Origin of the sequence: [Flexibacter] sp. ATCC 35103, assembly GCF_001975985.1 — a bacterium.
In the GTDB taxonomy this organism is placed as follows: domain Bacteria; phylum Bacteroidota; class Bacteroidia; order Flavobacteriales; family Flavobacteriaceae; genus Flavobacterium.
In genome coordinates, this window is record NZ_MTQF01000006.1 from 391,749 (window position 1) to 408,625 (window position 16,877).

Here is a 16,877-nt window from a genome sequence, read left to right on the forward strand (position 1 = left end):
TTTTTAAGATATAAAGTTTACAATTCTACCTTTTTCATTCTTGGAACTAGAATATGCATGATGAGCCATGCCAGTAAATAAGCTGCTCCGCAAATACAAAACATGATAAAATATCCTGTTTCTATTTTACCAATTCTGGTATAATAAACAAACATATTTTTTTGAACTACCAAGGTCAATAAGATTCCTCCAAGTGCGCCAAACATTCCGCCTATTCCCGTTACGGATGCTGTGGCTTTTTTAGGAAACATATCAGACACTGTAGTAAAAATATTAGCGCTCCACGCCTGATGTGCAGAAACTGCAAAACCAATAACTAAAATTGCCCACCACATATTTATTGTTCCTAAATACTGAGAAAATAAAACCGGTAAAACCGCAAATGCATAAAGCAACATACTGGTTTTACGAGCTTTATAAGCCGGCCAATTATTATTAATTAGTTTTAATGGCAACCAGCCTCCACCAATACTTCCCACACTTCCTATTACATAAACCAACGCACAAGGCCAGATAATTTCTGTAGCCGTCAGTTTATATTGTTTCATCAGGAAGTCCGGTAACCAGAACAAATAAAACCACCAAACCGGATCTGTCAATAATTTACCAATGGCAAAAGCCCAGGTCTGACGAAACGAAAGCAATTTTAACCACGAGACTTTTTCAGTATCTTCTACTTCTTCTGTTACAACCTGATCAGCTGTAATATATTTAAGTTCTGCCTGAGACAAACGTTTTTGTTTTTGAGGCACTTCATAAAAAAGAAACCATAAAGCCAGCCATACAAAACCAACGATTCCAGTTAGGATAAAAGCCCATTGCCAGCCGTAATTTTCTGCAATAAAAGGAACTGATAACGGCACAATAATAGCTCCGATATTACTTCCTGAATTGAAAATTCCTGTTGCTAATGCTCTTTCTTTTTGCGGAAACCATTCGGCTGTTGCTTTTATCGCTGCAGGAAAATTTCCGGCTTCCGTTATTCCTAAAAATACACGGGCTATTAAAAAACCTCCCGTTCCGGTTGCAAATGCATGACCTATAGCAGCTAAACTCCACAATCCGGTTGCAATTGCATACCCTAATTTTGTTCCTAATTTATCTATAATGCCACCTGCAACAAGCATTCCCATAGCATACGCAATTTTAAAAGCCAACTCAATATTCGAATAATCAATCACTTCCTGTTCCGGCGTCCAGTGAAAAGCTTCTGCTAAAAAAGGACGCAGGTAACTTATTACATTTCGATCCAGATAATTAACAGTGGTTGCAAAAAATACTAAACTACAAATAGTCCAGCGGTATTTACCGATTGCTGCATTAGCTTGATTCATGATGTTGGTTGGTTTTTGGTTGGGTTAGTCAGTTGGTGGTATTATTGCATTATAGTATTAAAGATTAGTAATTGGACTGTATTTTGGTACTAATGTTTTCATTACGATCCAGCCTGTTAAATAACAAACTGCACAGATTGAGAAAATGATAAAATATCCGGCTTCAATTCCGTGAAAGCCCATAAAAGACATATTTGTTTCTTTAGCATGATCAAACAAAACTCCTGAGCCTTTGTTAATTATAGTAGAACCTACACCTCCGGCAAGACCACCAATTCCTGTAATTGTTGCAATTGCTTTTTTAGGAAACATATCTCCAACGGTTGTAAAAATATTTGCTGACCAAGATTGGTGTGCTGCTCCTGCAATACCAATAATAATTACCGGAATCCAGTAACTAATATAACCTAATGGCTGTGCTATTAAGGCCAATAACGGGAAGAATGCAAAAATTAGCATCGCTCTCATTCTTCCTTCGTAAGGGTTCATTCCTTTTTTCTCTACAAAATAAGTTGGAAGCCAGCCTCCAATAATAGAAAGTAGTGTAATCATATATAAAACAAACAATGGCAAAGCTGCTTGCGTAGAATCCATGCCGTAAACAGAACTTAAGTAAGCCGGAGTCCAGAATAAAAAGAACCACCAAACACCATCTGTCATGAATTTCCCGAAAGCAAAAGCCCACGTTTGTTTGTATTTAAAGCATTCTACAAATGATACTTTAGTAGTAGTTTCAGGTACGTAACCAACTAATTTACTATCTGCAACATCATCTTGTCGAATATATTCTAATTCTTCAGGGCTAACTCTTGGGTGTCTTTCCGGTTTGTCATACATAAAAATCCAAAATCCCATCCAAACAAAACCTAAAGCCCCAATGATAATAAAAGACATTTCCCAGCCAAAAGATTTTGCAATAAACGGAATCGATATTGGTGCTGCCAATGCTCCTACAGTTGCACCTGCATTAAAAATACTGGTAGAAAATGCCCTGTCTTTTTTAGGAAAATATTCTGCAGTGGTTTTAATCGCTGCCGGAAAATTTCCTGCCTCACCTACTGCCAGAACAAAACGTGCAAAAATGAACAATGTAACACTTACATTAATTACCATTCCGGTATCCTGAACCAGATCAATAGCATCTTTTGCACCTTCAAAACCTACAAACCAGTTTCCTGTAATGATTCCGGCTGTTGCAATACCACAAAATGCATGCAGACAAGCTCCTAAAGACCATATTCCAATCGCCCAAAGAAAACCTTTTTTAGTATCTAACCAGTCTACAAATCGACCCGCAAACAATAAAGAAACAGCATAAAAAATAGAGAATAATGCTGTAATATTTCCGTAATCGTTATTTGTCCAATGAAATTCAGGCGCAATAAAATCACTCCATGTCAAGGAAAGAACCTGTCTGTCTAAATAATTAATAGTTGTTGCAAAAAATAATAATGCGCAAATACTCCATCGATAGCTTCCGGTAGATTTCTTGTTTTGGCTGATAACTGCTTCTGGTGGTTGGTTCATAGTAAAGTGTATTATAAAATTGATGTTTTTTTGGTCATTTAACTCGTTAATCAAAACCCAATACAAAGACATTAGAATCAATGCATTAAATATAACAAATCAAATTAATGTAATCGATTGCACAAATATAGTTTTTAATCTTTATATTCCAAATAAATTGTAAAAAAAATTATTTTAACCTCTTAAATAAACACATCAAGTAAAAAAACTAATACAAAATTACACATTAAACAATATATTTGTTAAAAGCCATCATGCGAAATTTGTCCTTATTTAGGGGTAAAATTGTACTGAAACCAACACTTTCAAATGCATAATCAATGCTCCATGCTTTTGAAAATAAAAATGGCGTTTTAACCTTATTTAACTACTTCAATCAATAAAAAAGTTCTATTTTTGGAAGTCTGTCCTAAAAAAATAATATTCAACTAATTCATTATAAAATTGAAAACTTTAAAAAATTACCACTGGAACAAAGCATTATTAATTCTTGCATTATTTATAGGAATTACAATTCAGGCACAAACTCAAAACCAGATCATTCCGCTTTGGGATAAAATCCCTGACGAAATAAAAGCATCTGATTATAAGGAAAACGAAAGCATTACTGATGGTAAAGTACAAAGCACAAGTTTAGTTACAATACCTACTTTAAGTGTCTTTTTACCGGCACAAAGCAAACCCAATCAGGCAGCAGTTCTTATTTTCCCGGGAGGAGGATATCAACATTTGGCTATTGATAAGGAAGGGACAAAAGTTGCCCAATGGTTTAATAGTTTAGGAATCGCAGCTTTTGTGGTAAAATACAGACTGCCGAGTGATAAAATCATGAAGAATAAAAACGTTGGACCCTTGCAAGATGCTCAGGAAGCTGTGCGTTATGTGAGACAAAATGCTGCTAAATTTAATATTGATCCCACTAAAATTGGAATTATGGGATTTTCTGCCGGCGGACATTTAGCATCGACTTTAGCCACTCATTATGATGATAAAGTGTATGAAGCATCTAAAATAAGTGCACGTCCGGATTTTTCGCTTTTGATTTATCCCGTAATATCCATGCAAAACGATATTACACACAAAGGTTCTCAGGTTAGTTTATTAGGCAATAAACCTTCTCAGGAATTGCTTGATTCATTTTCTAACGAGAAAAAAGTGAACGCTCAGACTCCGCCAACATTTTTAGTGCATGCCACAGATGATACTGTCGTTTTACCTGAAAACAGCATTAATTTTTATTTAGCTCTGAAAAAGAATGCAGTTCCGGCTGAGTTACATATTTATGAAAAAGGCGGACACGGTTTTGGTTTAGGCGTAAAAGACACCAGTAAATTCTGGACCAGAGATTGCGAAGAATGGCTTAGAACTCACGGTTACCTTTAATAAAAACAGTAAATAAAAAAGGCGAAACTTTATGAGTTTCGCCTTTTTAGTATCAAAAAAATTCAAAAATGGTATCTGGTAAAAGATACTTAAAGAGATAATTCCTTTTCAGGAACTGCCTTTGCTTTTATGGGAACTGCTTTTACTGCAACCTTTGGCTTTGAAGCCGGCTTTTTTCCAAATTTCTGTTTTCCCCACCAAATTAAAAATCCGGTAATAGGCAAACTCGCAGAAATTAAACTGGCAAAAAATGCCATAAACTTCCCGGTAAGTCCCAAAACACTTCCTACATGAATATCATAATTCATTCTGCGAATTTTATCCGGAATATTCGCTTCTATATATTTACCTGAAAAAGGTGTTTTTATCGAAATTTCTTTAAGCGTTTGCTGATCAAAACTATAACGGTCCATATTATAGAACGTATTTTTTTGCTTGTAAACAAATGCGCCAATAACGTCTGCCGGTTTTTCTGGTACAGTAACTAAAATTCCTGCAGCCTCAGGATTTTGTTTTGCGATATTCAGCAAGACTTTATCAACGGTAGACAGTTCAAAGGTTTTAACATGAGTTGTGTCAGATTTTGGAGATTCCCTGCTTTCAACTAAAGGTTTTCCTCCTGATGTTACCCAATATAACGATTTACTCCACCAGCCAAAACTCCAGACTAAACCTGTAAAAGAGATGAACAAAAGAAAAATCATACTATAAAAACCAAGTACATTATGCATATCATAATTAACGCGCTTAAAACTTGCAGACCATTTGATTTTAAAACTTTTATCCCTAATTGATTTGATCCATTTTACGGGCCACCACAACACTATTCCTGATATCAGCAAGAAAACAAAAATTAAGATTGCCACGCCCACAATTGGTCGGCCAATATCATAAGGCATCCACAAAGCACGGTGACCATTTAAGATAAATCTAAAAAAATCAGGAGAATCACTTCGTGAGACTGATTTAACATTTAATATTTCGCCTGTATAAGGATTCATGTAAACGCTGGTAAAAATACCACTCCTTCTCTTTTTCGATTTTTCCTCTTTACCTTTTTCTTTTCCTTTTTCAGGTGATTTTGTTTTACCATTCTCGTTTTTAGCAAGATCTTGTTTTCGTCCTTTACGTTCTGCTCTTTTACCATCGCTCTTGCCTTCTTTATCTTTACCTTCTTCTTTTTTCTGAGTAAAATAACCCACAATAGCAGCATCGTCTTTTGCTCCAAAAGTAACGCTTGTGGCATGTTTGCCTTTCATGGTTTTATCTGCAATCGTAATTAATTGCGACGGCAGTAAAAAAGCTTTTTCCTGAGGTTTTACAAAACGCCAGTCTTCAATAAAATCTTTAATTTCATTTTCAAAAACATAAATGCAACCTGTTACACTCACAATAACAACAATAATTCCAGATGCCAAACCAAGCCATAAATGCAGCCAGGCCATGACGCGCTTAAAAAGCGATTTTTTACTTTTTTTCTTATTAGGATTTGATTTTGATGAAGAAAACATATTTAGTAGCGTATAAAAGATAAATAAAAAAACCGCAGGCCCCGAAAGGCCTACGGCTCAAAAGAAACCAATTTTTAATATTTTAATTTTGCAATTGCAGTAATCTGACCGCCTTCAACTTTCATACCTTTTGTAGCTACACCAGTTGTACCATTAATAGTATAAATCCAGTTTCCTTCAGGAGTATTGATCCCTACAACAGCAGAACTACCATCTTCAGAAACAAGATTATATCTGTTTACTGTTGTAAAACTAATTTCTAAAGGCGCATCTTTTACCCATGTAAATGTTTGTGCATACACATCAGCAACTGCAAGTTTTGCCGCTCCTTTATTGGTTCCCGGAGTACCGTACATTTGCAATAAAACTTTTCCTTTTGAGATATAGCTTGACGAAGCAATTTTATATCCACCTGATTTTTCCTCTACATTAAAGAAATATGTTTTATCAAATTCTGTAGTTCCTTTTTTGATCTTTACCACTGCAGATGGTTTAGTCGATGTTAAAACAGCATTACTGGTTGCCGCCGCACTGGAGAAACCGTAAGCATCTCCGTTTTCATCCTGATACAGACCATTTGTAAAATAAGCACCTAAATAACTTGTACGGTTATCTTTGATTACTTTTTCTAATTTAAGTTCCGGATAATTGTATACCGCAACCCACGTACTGTCTGGATTTACTGTACCAAAATTATCAACTCCGTCCCCTTTTATACTCATGTACGGCATAAATACTTTATCGCCAACCTGAGTTGCCCAGGTAAAAAAGGCTCTTTCACCGTTTCCTGCCAATTTTTTAGTGTCTTGTTGTGCTTCACCGGTAATTAATGATTTTTCGGCATCAATTTTATACATAGAAGCAATAGAAGCTGCACCACTTCTTGGTACTTTTATCGTTAAAATATCTTTGTTTACAGCCGCAAAAACGTGTACTGTTTCTGCCTGAAAATCAGATTTTTTAACCAGTTTTCCTTCAGTAGTTAAGTTATAAGTCGTTACAGCTCCCGGATTTCCTTGTCCGTATAATAAACTAAAAAAGTTATTTTGAGCCGTAATATAATAACGATACGAACCATCTTGCTCAATTCCGTTTCCTGTAGTTGTAATTGATCCTTTAGAAATATCATCAGTCGTTAATAAATAATCTGCAATTCCTGCTGCTCCCGTAGTAGCGGTAATGATATATTTTGTTTTTCCCGTATCAACTCCGCCTGTTTCATTTCCTGATTTTTCAGAATCACTGCTACAAGAGAATGTTGTAAATGCTACTAAAGCTAATAAAGCTAATTTGCTATTTTTTTTCATGTTATTATGGTATTTAAATTAATTATGTGATTTGGTAAAAAAATATCTAAATTTTATATAGAAAGCCCTGCTTGGTTTTTGCAGCGAAAAATTATCATAAAGCTTATTATCCAAAAGGTTTTTACATTCCAGGGCGATATTATATTTTCCGTTTGCCAGTGTGTAAACAGCGTTTAGATCATGACTGAATTGCTGCGGAATTTCTAATTTACTATCCTTACTTCCCATACTTGGCCATGATAAATAATAAGTATGCACGTATAATAAATTGTAGCCTACTGATAAATTATTTCCTTTTTTTATAAGATTATTAAAAAACACCGTTGCATCAGCATTACCAAAAAGGTAAGGCATATTAGGAACCCTGTCTTTATAAAAAGGAGATACATAATTTTGATTCGGTTCATATTCGGTCATATTTCGAATATTTTGATACGTTGCATTCAATCCTGCCGTAAATCTCGTTTTGTACGAATATCGAATCTCTCCATCTATACCATAATTAGTAACCTTGCCCTGATTAACATTCGTAGTCATGGTTTGATTGTTATTAAGCGTTGGTCGAATAAAATCAGTGGCATTTCTATGCAAAAGATTCACATCAAACGATAAAGCATTTACTTTATTAAAGCTCGTCTGGTAACTTGCACCTACATTAAAGTTGTTACTGGTTTCTGGCTTTAAGGCAAGATTTCCTTCTAAATTATCATTTACATTTCCAAAAATTTCTTCCGGAGTTGGTAATCGGTAACTTTTTTCGTACGAAGCTTTTAGCTGCAGGTTATGTTTTAAATAATAACTCGTTGCAGCGCCATAACCTGTAGTTGTAGTATGGTCTATATATTGTTGATAGGCAATATCGCCCGCATTTCCTGACGGATTATAACTTCTGGAATAGGTGGTTTTTAAGGAGTAATCTTTTAAGAATACTGATGTACTCCATTTTTCGTTATAATCAAATTTATATCCCATTCCTAAAACGTTCTTTTGCGTTTTTTTAGGCTGTTTATAAACCAATGATTCCGGAACTAATTCGTCACTCTCCTTACGATCAAAAGTTGTAAAAGTGTTGTTAAGCATAAAAGAATGTCTCTCGCCCAAAGCATATGTAGCATTGGCTGTTGTTACGCCATTATTATTTTTAAATTTTCGAAGTGTACGGCTTCTTTCGCCACCTAAACCGGCATATTCCCTATAATCACCAAACCAATTGTATCTTCTGTAAACGGTATCAACATTTTGTTCTTCGCCAAAGTTGAAATTTCCGGTAAGATTGAAATTAAGGCCTTTTGTAAACAAATCTTTTACCTGATATTTTAAAGTGGGCATCAAAATATTTCCTTTTCGATATACTTGTCCAAATACACTTACCATTCTGGCTCCGGTCTGGATATCCGCTTTATTTTCTCCGGCTGTAAAACCAAACAATAATTTATCGGCATATTTTTTTCCTGTAAGACCAATATTCAGGATCACAGTTTCGTTACGGTATTTATCATGAAACCTCTTCACACGCTGATTAGGAAAATAAGCCCCCGTATTCAAATCGGCTACGTCTACATTTACCCAATAATTGTTATCAGAATAATTCTGAAAAGCATTGATTTCAGTAGTAAAACCACTTTTAGACGTATATCCTGCATTTATACTGCTGCGGTGTGTATTAAATGATCCAAAAGAATAAGACGCATCTAAAAAAGTTCTTGGTTTGCTGTTGGTAACAATATTTACTGCACCTCCAAGCGCATCTCCGCCCAGCCAAATAGGCACAACTCCTTTGTAAACCTCTACACGATCTGCAAGATTTATAGGAATATTATTCATTTGAAAAGAAGATCCAAAATTATCCATAGGCACACCGTCGATAAATACTTTTACCTGATTACCCTGAAAACCATTAATAGAAAGCTCAGATCTTGAACCTACTCCTCCTGCTTCACGAACACGAACTCCGGAAACCCTGTCTAAGGCATGCGCTAAATCCAGTGTAGAATTGTGAAGTTTTTTAGCATCGATTGCCGTTACGCTATACGATTGTTTGTTTACTTTATCTGTTTGCGAACGTCCTAAAACGGTTATGTTTTCCAGCTCATTTAATTCGCTTTCTAACTGAAATGAAAAATTTGAATCACGATCAGAAACTTCGACATGTTTTTTTTGAGTTGCAAAACCAATTGCCGTAATTTTTAAAGTGTACTTTCCGGGCTTTACATTTTTAAAAACAAACTTTCCGTTTTCATCTGCAATCATGCTTAAATCAGTTTTTTCGATCGCAACTAAAGCATAAGGAATTGTTTGTCCTGAATTTTCAAGAACCTGTCCGGAAACCGAAAGTCCTTGATTTTGCTGAGAAAACGATACGAATGAAAAGAGAAAAAATATACTAAAAAATAAAAATTTGTGAGTTGTCATATATTTAATTAGACTAATTATAAATAACTTTGCGGCAAAAGTACCATCTACAACTCGAAAAAAGATAGGGAAAAACGGATTATTATTTTGTAAAAACGGATTATATTTTGAAAATCAGATCGAAAATTTTAGCACAAGAAAACTCAATTATCAAAATTGAAATTGGCGATAATTATTATCCTAAAAATCAATTGACACAGGAAAATATCAATATAAAAAACAGTGATTCTAAAAACATAAAAAGCAGTCATCTTATTACCCAAGGAATGGTTATACTAGATACTCAGATGTATTTTTCGACCCCGCAAACCATTGTATTCGAAATTGATGAAGAAACTGTTGTAATGAATTTTATTTGCTGCAATAATGTCGAAACGCAGATCGATCAGTTAGAATCTGAAAAATATTCTAAAGAAAATACACATAATATATTTTATACCACAAACTATAAAGCCACTTTTAAAATTCCGGCTTTTGAGCAGATTAATTATTTGTCGATTATTTTATCAAAAGATTTTTATTATCAGATAATCAACAAAGATTGGGAACTTCATGAAAAGTTCTCAAAAAATATCCTGCTTAAAAAATCCAGTTATCTTACTTCAAAATACCTTCCTTTTACCCCTGCAATACAATGGGTAATTCATGAAATTAAAAACTGTAACCGAAATGGTGCTTTAAAAAAAATGTACATCGAGACAAAAGTCAAGGAACTTTTAGTACATCAGCTTGAAGCAATAATCAATTTGCCGGTACAAAAAGACCAAATTGATGAAGATGATTATAATAAATTGCAGCAGGCAAAACTTATATTAGACGAAGATTATGTTCATGCGCCTACACTGGCAGAACTTTCAAGATTGATTTCGCTAAATGAATTCAAACTTAAAAAAGGATTTAAAGCCTGTTTTGGCACTACAGTAAAAAGCTATATTATAAAACTCAGAATGGAACATGCAAAAGAGTTATTCCAGAACAAAGCCTCCACTGTGAGTGAAGTTGCTTATAAATGCGGTTATAAAGATGTGTCCCATTTTTCAGCAGCTTTTAAAAACTTCTATGGTTTTTCTCCTCAAAAATTCAAGATCAATTGGGATTTTATCAATTTCTGGATCACAGGACTTTTATTATTAAGCTAATAAAAAAGGGTTTTTAGATCCAGTTTTAACAACCAAACCTAAAAACCCGATAAAAATTAGACTATTGTATGCTTGCAAACTTATACAAACTATTCACCCTAAAATGAATATGTCAAACTTTCATTGTAAAAAAAAAATTGTTCTCCAAAAACAGTTGCACATAGAGAATCTAAAAATGATATTCAAAAAGGTAAAAACATCATCTACATCGATTTCTATACCACAAAACTACTTTCTACTTTAGAAAAAACATTACGGCTTTCCTCATTCCCGGCATCTTTTTTTTCTTATTTATAATCATTCAATCTTAATTTACTGTGTTATATTAAGTTACGTTTTACAGAAAAAGTAACTTTAATGTTAAGTTTTTTATTTACTTAAATTTCATGGTATATTATGTACAAAAATTGCCACATGCATTCTTTCTTATTCTAGATTAAGTCAAAAACTTTTAGTTACTGCATACATTTGTCAAACAAATTTATAGTTCTTTAAAAAACCGAAACATATTCCCGAAAGACAAAAAAGAGATTTTCTAATAAAGAAAAAATTTCTTGTCCTGGATTAAGTGAAGATCTTTTAGCGAACCAATACATTTGTAAAACAAATTACAGTTCTTTAAAAAACCGGAGCATCTGGAAAAGATAAAAGAGAGATTTCTAAAAAGAAAAATTTCTTGTCCTGGATTAAGTGAAGATCTTTTAACGAACCAATACATTTGTAAAACAAATTACAGTTCTTTAAAAAACCGAAGCATCTGGAAAAGACATTTAAAATAAGAAAATAATTTCTTGTCCTAGATTAAGCAAAGACCTTTTAATTAACCAATACATTTGTAAAATAAATTACAAGTTTTACCTCTTAAAATATTGAGATAGAACCTTAAAAAAAACGATTATGAAAACTCTTGAATTCTTATTACTCGGAAAAAACGAAGCGATCCTGGCCATATTACTTCGACTTGTAAATGCAAATGAAGACTGGAATGCAGTTGCTTTTGATCACGAGGATGAAGCTCAGGAATACTTTCTAAATCACAAAATAGACTTTGTTCTCTTAAGTTCCGGAATTGAAGATCATGTCGAAAAAAAGTTCACTTCTTTTTGTTTAGAACAACAACCCGAAGTCGAAGTAATTGAACATTTTGGAGGAGGAAGCGGTTTATTAAAATCAGAAATCCTGCACCGATTACATCTAAAAGGAAAAATTTAGGTACCAAAGTTTTCCTTTTAAAATTCATCAAAAGCCTTAAAATAAATCATTCACGAATATCCAATAACAAATTGACGATATATCGTTAGGACTTTTATTGCCTTTTTTGAAAAACCTCTTAAAACCAATACATTACAAACAAGGCATTTTATTTGAATGCAAAACATTGAAAATCAAACATAAAATAATTTTTAAAAAACCTTTTATTCACAACAAAAATAAATTATCATGAAAAAAATACTTTTAACAGCAGCATTATTATTTGTAACTTTTATAGGATTCGCTCAAAAACCAAGTCCGGCGCAATTAGATCCTTTCAACCATACATTAGTACTTATTGATTACGAAAGCCAAATGGCATTTGCAGTAAATAACATTCCAATCGATCAGCTTCGCAACAACACAGCTTTAGTTGCCGGCGCTTCAAAAATATTCAAAGTTCCTACTATTGTAACAACCGTTGCCGAAAAATCATTTAGCGGACCCGTTTTCCGTGAAATCGAAGAATTTTACCCAAAAGCAACTTCAAACTACATAGATCGTACTTCAATGAATACCTGGGAAGATCTTCCTGCTCATAAAGCGATAGTTGCAAAAGGTAAAAAGAAATTAGTTTTTGCAGGTTTATGGACAAGCGTTTGTATAGTAGGACCAGCATTATCAGCAATCAACGAAGGTTATGACGTTTATGTAATTACAGATGCAAGCGGCGATGTTTCTAAAGAAGCACACGAAATGGCCGTAACACGTATGGTTCAGGCAGGTGCACATCCCGTAACTTCATTACAATATTTATTAGAATTACAACGCGACTGGGCTCGTCAGGAAACTTATGTACCTGTAACAGATTTAGTTAAAAAATACGGTGGCGCTTACGGTGTTGGTGTTCAATATGCACACGAAATGCTAAAACACTAAATCAAATTGAACGCGGATAAAACGGATTTAACTAATCATAAAAAAAATCAGCGTAAATCATCGGGCTATTTCCCCTTAAAATAATTCCCAAAACGAAGAAGGCTGTGTAACCGCACAGTCTTTTTTTTCTCCCAAAACCAACTAAAAATACCACAACCATGAAACTTTCTTTCAAAATACTAGCTTTTCTTTTAATCATTTCCCTGCCTGTTTTCGCTCAAAGCAAAAGTGCTACACTTATCGTTCATCACGCCGTTATTCATACGCTCGATGATAAAAATACGATTGTAGAAGCAATGGCTGTTGCCGATGGAAAAATCCTGAAAACCGGAAAAAACAGTGATATTTTAAAATTAAAAAACAAAAAAACAACTGTAATCGATGCCAAAGGAAAAGTAATCATTCCCGGAATATTCGATTCGCATATGCACATTATCCGAGGCGGAAGATTCTTTAATACTGAATTACGCTGGGATGGCGTTCGCTCTCTTAAAAAAGCTTTGGCAATGCTAAAAGAACAAGCGCAAAGAACACCAAAAGGACAATGGGTTCGCGTTGTTGGAGGATGGAATGCCTATCAGTTTGAAGAAAAAAGACTGCCTACTCTGGACGAAATCAACGAAGCAACAGGTGATGTTCCTGCTTTTGTATTGCATTTATACGGTCATGCCTATTTGAACAAAGCAGGAATTGCAGCTTTAAAAATTGATGCCAATACTCCAAATCCAAATGGCGGATTGGTAGAAAAAGATCCCAACGGAAATCCAACCGGATTACTAGTTGCTGAGCCAAATGCTTTTATTTTATACTCGACACTTTCTAAACTTCCGGAATTAAGTCCTGATGAAAAAATAAATTCGACCAAACAATTTATGACAGAGATGAATCGTCTTGGCGTAACTGCCATTATTGATGCCGGCGGCGGATTCCAGAACTTTCCTGACGATTATGGCGTAACAAATGGTTTATGCAAAGACAGCGATCTTACCATAAGAATGCCTTATTATTTATTTGCCCAAAAAGCAGGAAGCGAACTAAATGACTACAGCAAATGGGTTAGTACGGTAGAAATTGGAGAAGGCTGTGACGATCACGATGACAGTAAAGTAGAATATCATGCACAAGGCGCCGGAGAAAACTTGGTAATGAGCGCCGGGGATTTTGAAAATTTCGATAAACCAAGACCGGAATTAAGCCCGGCAATGGAAGGACAATTAAAAGAAGTTTTGTCATTACTGATTAAAAAAAGATGGCCGTTTAGAATTCACGCTACTTACAACGAAAGCATCACAAGATTCCTGAATGTTATTGAAGACATTAACAAAGAAACACCACTAAACGGACTTTTGTGGTTCTTTGATCACGGAGAAACTGTTTCTGTAGAAAACTTAAAACGTATTAAAGCGCTAAACGGCGGATTAGCGATCCAGCATAGAATGGCGTATCAGGGAGAAAGCTTCATAAAAAGATACGGAAAAACAGCTGCTGCAAACACAGTTCCGCTTAAAAAGATACTCGAAATGGGAATCAAAGTCGGAATGGGGACTGATGGAACACGTGTAGCCAGCTACAATCCATGGGTTGGTTTGTATTGGCTAACAACCGGAAAAACTTTAGGCGGACTAAAATATATGGCCGATGAAAATATTCAGGACAGAACAACGGCTTTAAAATTATTTACCTACGGAAGTGCCCAATTAATCAATTTAGAGAAAGATCGCGGAATGCTTACTGCAAATAACCTGGCTGATTTTGCCATTCTTTCTGATGATTATTTTAATACTCCCGAAGAGAAAATCTTAAACATAGAATCGAAACTTACAGTTGTAAACGGTAAAGTAGTTTATGCTGATACTGATTTTAGAAGCTTTGCTCAACCAACTCCAAAAGCAATTCCGGATTGGAGCCCTGTAAACTATTTTGGAGGTTATCAAAAAAATTAAATCATGAATACCTTATTCCGATTATTGTTGCTTTTTGGATTTATTTCAATAGCAAATGCACAACAAAAACCTGTATTTCAAAAGTTGCGGTATGACGATGATGTGACTTATTTAAAAACAGATTCGACTAAAAACCTCTACGAGAAAATAAAATATGTTCCGTTAAGCAAAAACAGCCATTACTTCGCCACTATTGGTGGCGAAGCCAGATGGCAATACACTTATACTGTAAATGATAAATGGGGCGATGATTCTGATGAAGGCGATGGCTATTTACTTTCTCGTTATTTGCTTCACGCCGATATACATTTAGGCGTTTTCAGAACTTTTTTGGAATTGCAAAGCAGTCTGGCAAACAGTAAAATTGATCCAAGTCCGGTAGATGAAAACCAACTCGATATTCATCAGGCATTTTTGGACATTGATTTTATTCGCGATAAAAACGAACAACTCACATTGCGTTCCGGAAGACAGGAAATGATGTACGGTTCTCAACGTTTGGTCGCTGTTCGTGAAGGTCCAAATAGCCGACTTGCTTTTGACGGAATGAAATTATTCTATAAAAAAAATAATTGGCAGACTGATGCTTTTTTCACTCATCCAATTGCGAATAAAACCGGGAGTTTTAATGACAAATTCAATGAAAACGCGAAATTCTGGGGAAGTTATACCGTAATTCATAAAGTGCCATTTATACAAAATATCGATTTGTACTATTTAGGTCTTTGGAAAAGCCGCGCCGTTTTTGATGATGCTATTGGAGAAGAAAGCAGACATTCTATTGGAACAAGAATTTGGAAAAACAAAGGAAACTGGAAATATGATTTTGAAGGTCTTTATCAATTTGGGGAAATCAATCAAAAAACCATTTCTGCCTGGACACTTTCATCTTTTGCGTGTTATACTTTTGAAAACGTAAAATTCAATCCGGAAATAGGACTAAAAACAGAAATAATCTCCGGTGATAAAAATTCCGGTGACAATCATTTTGAAACTTTTAATCCGTTATATCCTCGAGGCGCTTATTTTGGACTAGTAGCTTTGATTGGTCCATCAAATTTAATAGATATTCATCCTTCAATCAATTTCAATTTAACAGAAAAATTAGGCCTCGGAATTGACTATGATATTTTTTGGAGACAAACTATTAGCGATGGTTTATACGCACCAAACATGCAGCTTTTATATTCCGGAAAAGATACAACAGAACGTTTTGTAGGTTCTCAATTGATTTCTAATTTAGATTATGCCATGAATGACTTTTTATCTTTTACCTTAGAAACAGGATGGTTTAATGCCGGTTCATTCCTAAAAGAAGTTGGCACCGGAAAAGATTATTTTTATGCTGCTTTGACTGCTCAATTTAAATTTTAAATAAAACACAATCAAACTAAAGAGCCGCAGGTTCGGTTTATTTTGTAGAGATGGATTTTAATCCATCTTTTGCGCAAAGATTATTTTTATGCCGCTTTGACTGCTCAATTTAAATTTTAAATTTGTGTAAATCAAAAGTGCACAATGGAGAAAAAATATTCAGTTGCCATTTATCCTTCACAAGATGTTATTGATTCCGTCAAAACGATGAAGGATTATTTAAAATCTAAAATAGAATGGTATAACAGCTGTAATTCTGTGGCTCATATTACTATTTGTGAGTTTACAATTGAAGAATCTGAGATAGAAAAAATCAAACTTAAGCTTGTAAAAATTTCTGACACCTTTACTCCTTTTCAGTCTTATTTAGATCATTTTGATTATTATGAAAATAGTGGCGCTTTCTTTATTGCTCCAAATGAAGGATCTAAAATCAATTTAAAACAGATTCTGAAAAAAACGCAGGAAACCTTAAAAGCTTTAAAATTGAAAAAAAGTGACGATCCGCATATGTCAATTGGTAGAAAATTAACTCCTGAAAATCTTAAAATAGCATCTCAGTTATTCACTACTATTAATCTTGATTTTTTATGTAATAATATTGTTTTACGTGAATTGGATCCAATAAAAAAACAGTTTTTTGTAATAGATACTTTCCCATTTGGCAGTAATCCTCAACCGGAATTAATACAGGGAAGTTTGTTTTAAAATTTTAACCTCGAAGAACGCAACGATTTACGCTAAGCATGCTAACTTATTTCTCGCAAAGTCGCAAAGAAGATAAACTTTGTGTCTTTGCGTCTTTGCGAGCGAAAAA

The 16,877-nt window shown here is 34.4% G+C and carries 12 protein-coding genes; 7 read left to right on the forward strand and 5 right to left on the reverse strand.

Annotation, left to right across the window (positions count from 1 at the left end; all coding sequences use genetic code 11):
- Window positions 1-17: 17 nt before the first annotated feature.
- Together BXU01_RS14590 and BXU01_RS14595 are read right to left on the reverse strand one after the other, a co-directional pair.
- Window positions 18-1,334, reverse strand: a complete 1,317-nt coding sequence (locus BXU01_RS14590) for an MFS transporter (RefSeq protein WP_083693884.1) — start codon at window positions 1,332-1,334, stop codon at window positions 18-20.
- A 57-nt stretch (window positions 1,335-1,391) separates the two neighbouring features.
- Window positions 1,392-2,861 (reverse strand): MFS transporter, encoded by a 1,470-nt coding sequence (locus BXU01_RS14595; RefSeq protein WP_083693982.1) that lies wholly within the window; start codon window positions 2,859-2,861, stop codon window positions 1,392-1,394.
- Between the two features lie 444 nt (window positions 2,862-3,305).
- Here BXU01_RS14595 and BXU01_RS14600 point away from each other — a divergent pair, with 444 nt between their 5' ends.
- Entirely contained in the window at window positions 3,306-4,244 is a 939-nt protein-coding gene (locus BXU01_RS14600) for an alpha/beta hydrolase (protein WP_083693885.1), read from the forward strand.
- 89 nt (window positions 4,245-4,333) lie between these two features.
- Here the strand turns inward: BXU01_RS14600 and BXU01_RS14605 are convergent, their stop codons facing one another.
- From BXU01_RS14605 to BXU01_RS14615, 3 genes are all read right to left on the reverse strand, one after another.
- The gene (locus BXU01_RS14605) at window positions 4,334-5,755 is read right to left on the reverse strand and encodes a PepSY domain-containing protein (RefSeq protein ID WP_083693886.1); all 1,422 of its coding nucleotides are present in this window, start codon (window positions 5,753-5,755) and stop codon (window positions 4,334-4,336) included.
- A gap of 74 nt (window positions 5,756-5,829) precedes the next feature.
- On the reverse strand, window positions 5,830-7,062 hold the full coding sequence (locus BXU01_RS14610) for a DUF4374 domain-containing protein (protein WP_083693887.1): 1,233 nt from the start codon (window positions 7,060-7,062) through the stop codon (window positions 5,830-5,832).
- An 18-nt stretch (window positions 7,063-7,080) separates the two neighbouring features.
- Window positions 7,081-9,474, reverse strand: coding sequence for a TonB-dependent receptor (locus tag BXU01_RS14615; RefSeq protein WP_083693888.1), 2,394 nt, complete (start codon window positions 9,472-9,474; stop codon window positions 7,081-7,083).
- 107 nt (window positions 9,475-9,581) lie between these two features.
- Between BXU01_RS14615 and BXU01_RS14620 the strand changes: the two genes are divergently transcribed.
- The 6 genes from BXU01_RS14620 (at window position 9,582) to BXU01_RS14645 (ending at window position 16,768) form a co-directional block, all read left to right on the forward strand.
- The gene (locus BXU01_RS14620) at window positions 9,582-10,613 is read left to right on the forward strand and encodes an AraC family transcriptional regulator (protein WP_083693889.1); all 1,032 of its coding nucleotides are present in this window, start codon (window positions 9,582-9,584) and stop codon (window positions 10,611-10,613) included.
- Window positions 10,614-11,510: 897 nt separating this feature from the next.
- Window positions 11,511-11,825 (forward strand): hypothetical protein, encoded by a 315-nt coding sequence (locus BXU01_RS14625; RefSeq protein WP_083693890.1) that lies wholly within the window; start codon window positions 11,511-11,513, stop codon window positions 11,823-11,825.
- Window positions 11,826-12,053: 228 nt separating this feature from the next.
- Window positions 12,054-12,743: a hydrolase gene (locus BXU01_RS14630; RefSeq protein WP_083693891.1), complete on the forward strand. Its 690-nt coding sequence runs from the start codon at window positions 12,054-12,056 to the stop codon at window positions 12,741-12,743.
- A 158-nt stretch (window positions 12,744-12,901) separates the two neighbouring features.
- Window positions 12,902-14,686: an amidohydrolase gene (locus BXU01_RS14635; RefSeq protein WP_083693892.1), complete on the forward strand. Its 1,785-nt coding sequence runs from the start codon at window positions 12,902-12,904 to the stop codon at window positions 14,684-14,686.
- Window positions 14,687-14,689: 3 nt separating this feature from the next.
- Window positions 14,690-16,060, forward strand: coding sequence for an alginate export family protein (locus BXU01_RS14640; RefSeq protein WP_083693893.1), 1,371 nt, complete (start codon window positions 14,690-14,692; stop codon window positions 16,058-16,060).
- A gap of 144 nt (window positions 16,061-16,204) precedes the next feature.
- Window positions 16,205-16,768: a 2'-5' RNA ligase family protein gene (locus BXU01_RS14645; protein WP_083693894.1), complete on the forward strand. Its 564-nt coding sequence runs from the start codon at window positions 16,205-16,207 to the stop codon at window positions 16,766-16,768.
- Window positions 16,769-16,877: the final 109 nt, after the last annotated feature.

Coding starts and splice junctions, on each gene's coding strand:
- BXU01_RS14630 (WP_083693891.1), top strand. CDS start 12,054: ATGAAAAAAATACTTTTAACAGCAGCATTATTATTTGTAACTTTTATA.
- BXU01_RS14645 (WP_083693894.1), top strand. CDS start 16,205: ATGGAGAAAAAATATTCAGTTGCCATTTATCCTTCACAAGATGTTATT.
- BXU01_RS14595 (WP_083693982.1), bottom strand. CDS start 2,861: ATGAACCAACCACCAGAAGCAGTTATCAGCCAAAACAAGAAATCTACC.
- BXU01_RS14640 (WP_083693893.1), top strand. CDS start 14,690: ATGAATACCTTATTCCGATTATTGTTGCTTTTTGGATTTATTTCAATA.
- BXU01_RS14625 (WP_083693890.1), top strand. CDS start 11,511: ATGAAAACTCTTGAATTCTTATTACTCGGAAAAAACGAAGCGATCCTG.
- BXU01_RS14610 (WP_083693887.1), bottom strand. CDS start 7,062: ATGAAAAAAAATAGCAAATTAGCTTTATTAGCTTTAGTAGCATTTACA.
- BXU01_RS14635 (WP_083693892.1), top strand. CDS start 12,902: ATGAAACTTTCTTTCAAAATACTAGCTTTTCTTTTAATCATTTCCCTG.
- BXU01_RS14590 (WP_083693884.1), bottom strand. CDS start 1,334: ATGAATCAAGCTAATGCAGCAATCGGTAAATACCGCTGGACTATTTGT.
- BXU01_RS14605 (WP_083693886.1), bottom strand. CDS start 5,755: ATGTTTTCTTCATCAAAATCAAATCCTAATAAGAAAAAAAGTAAAAAA.
- BXU01_RS14615 (WP_083693888.1), bottom strand. CDS start 9,474: ATGACAACTCACAAATTTTTATTTTTTAGTATATTTTTTCTCTTTTCA.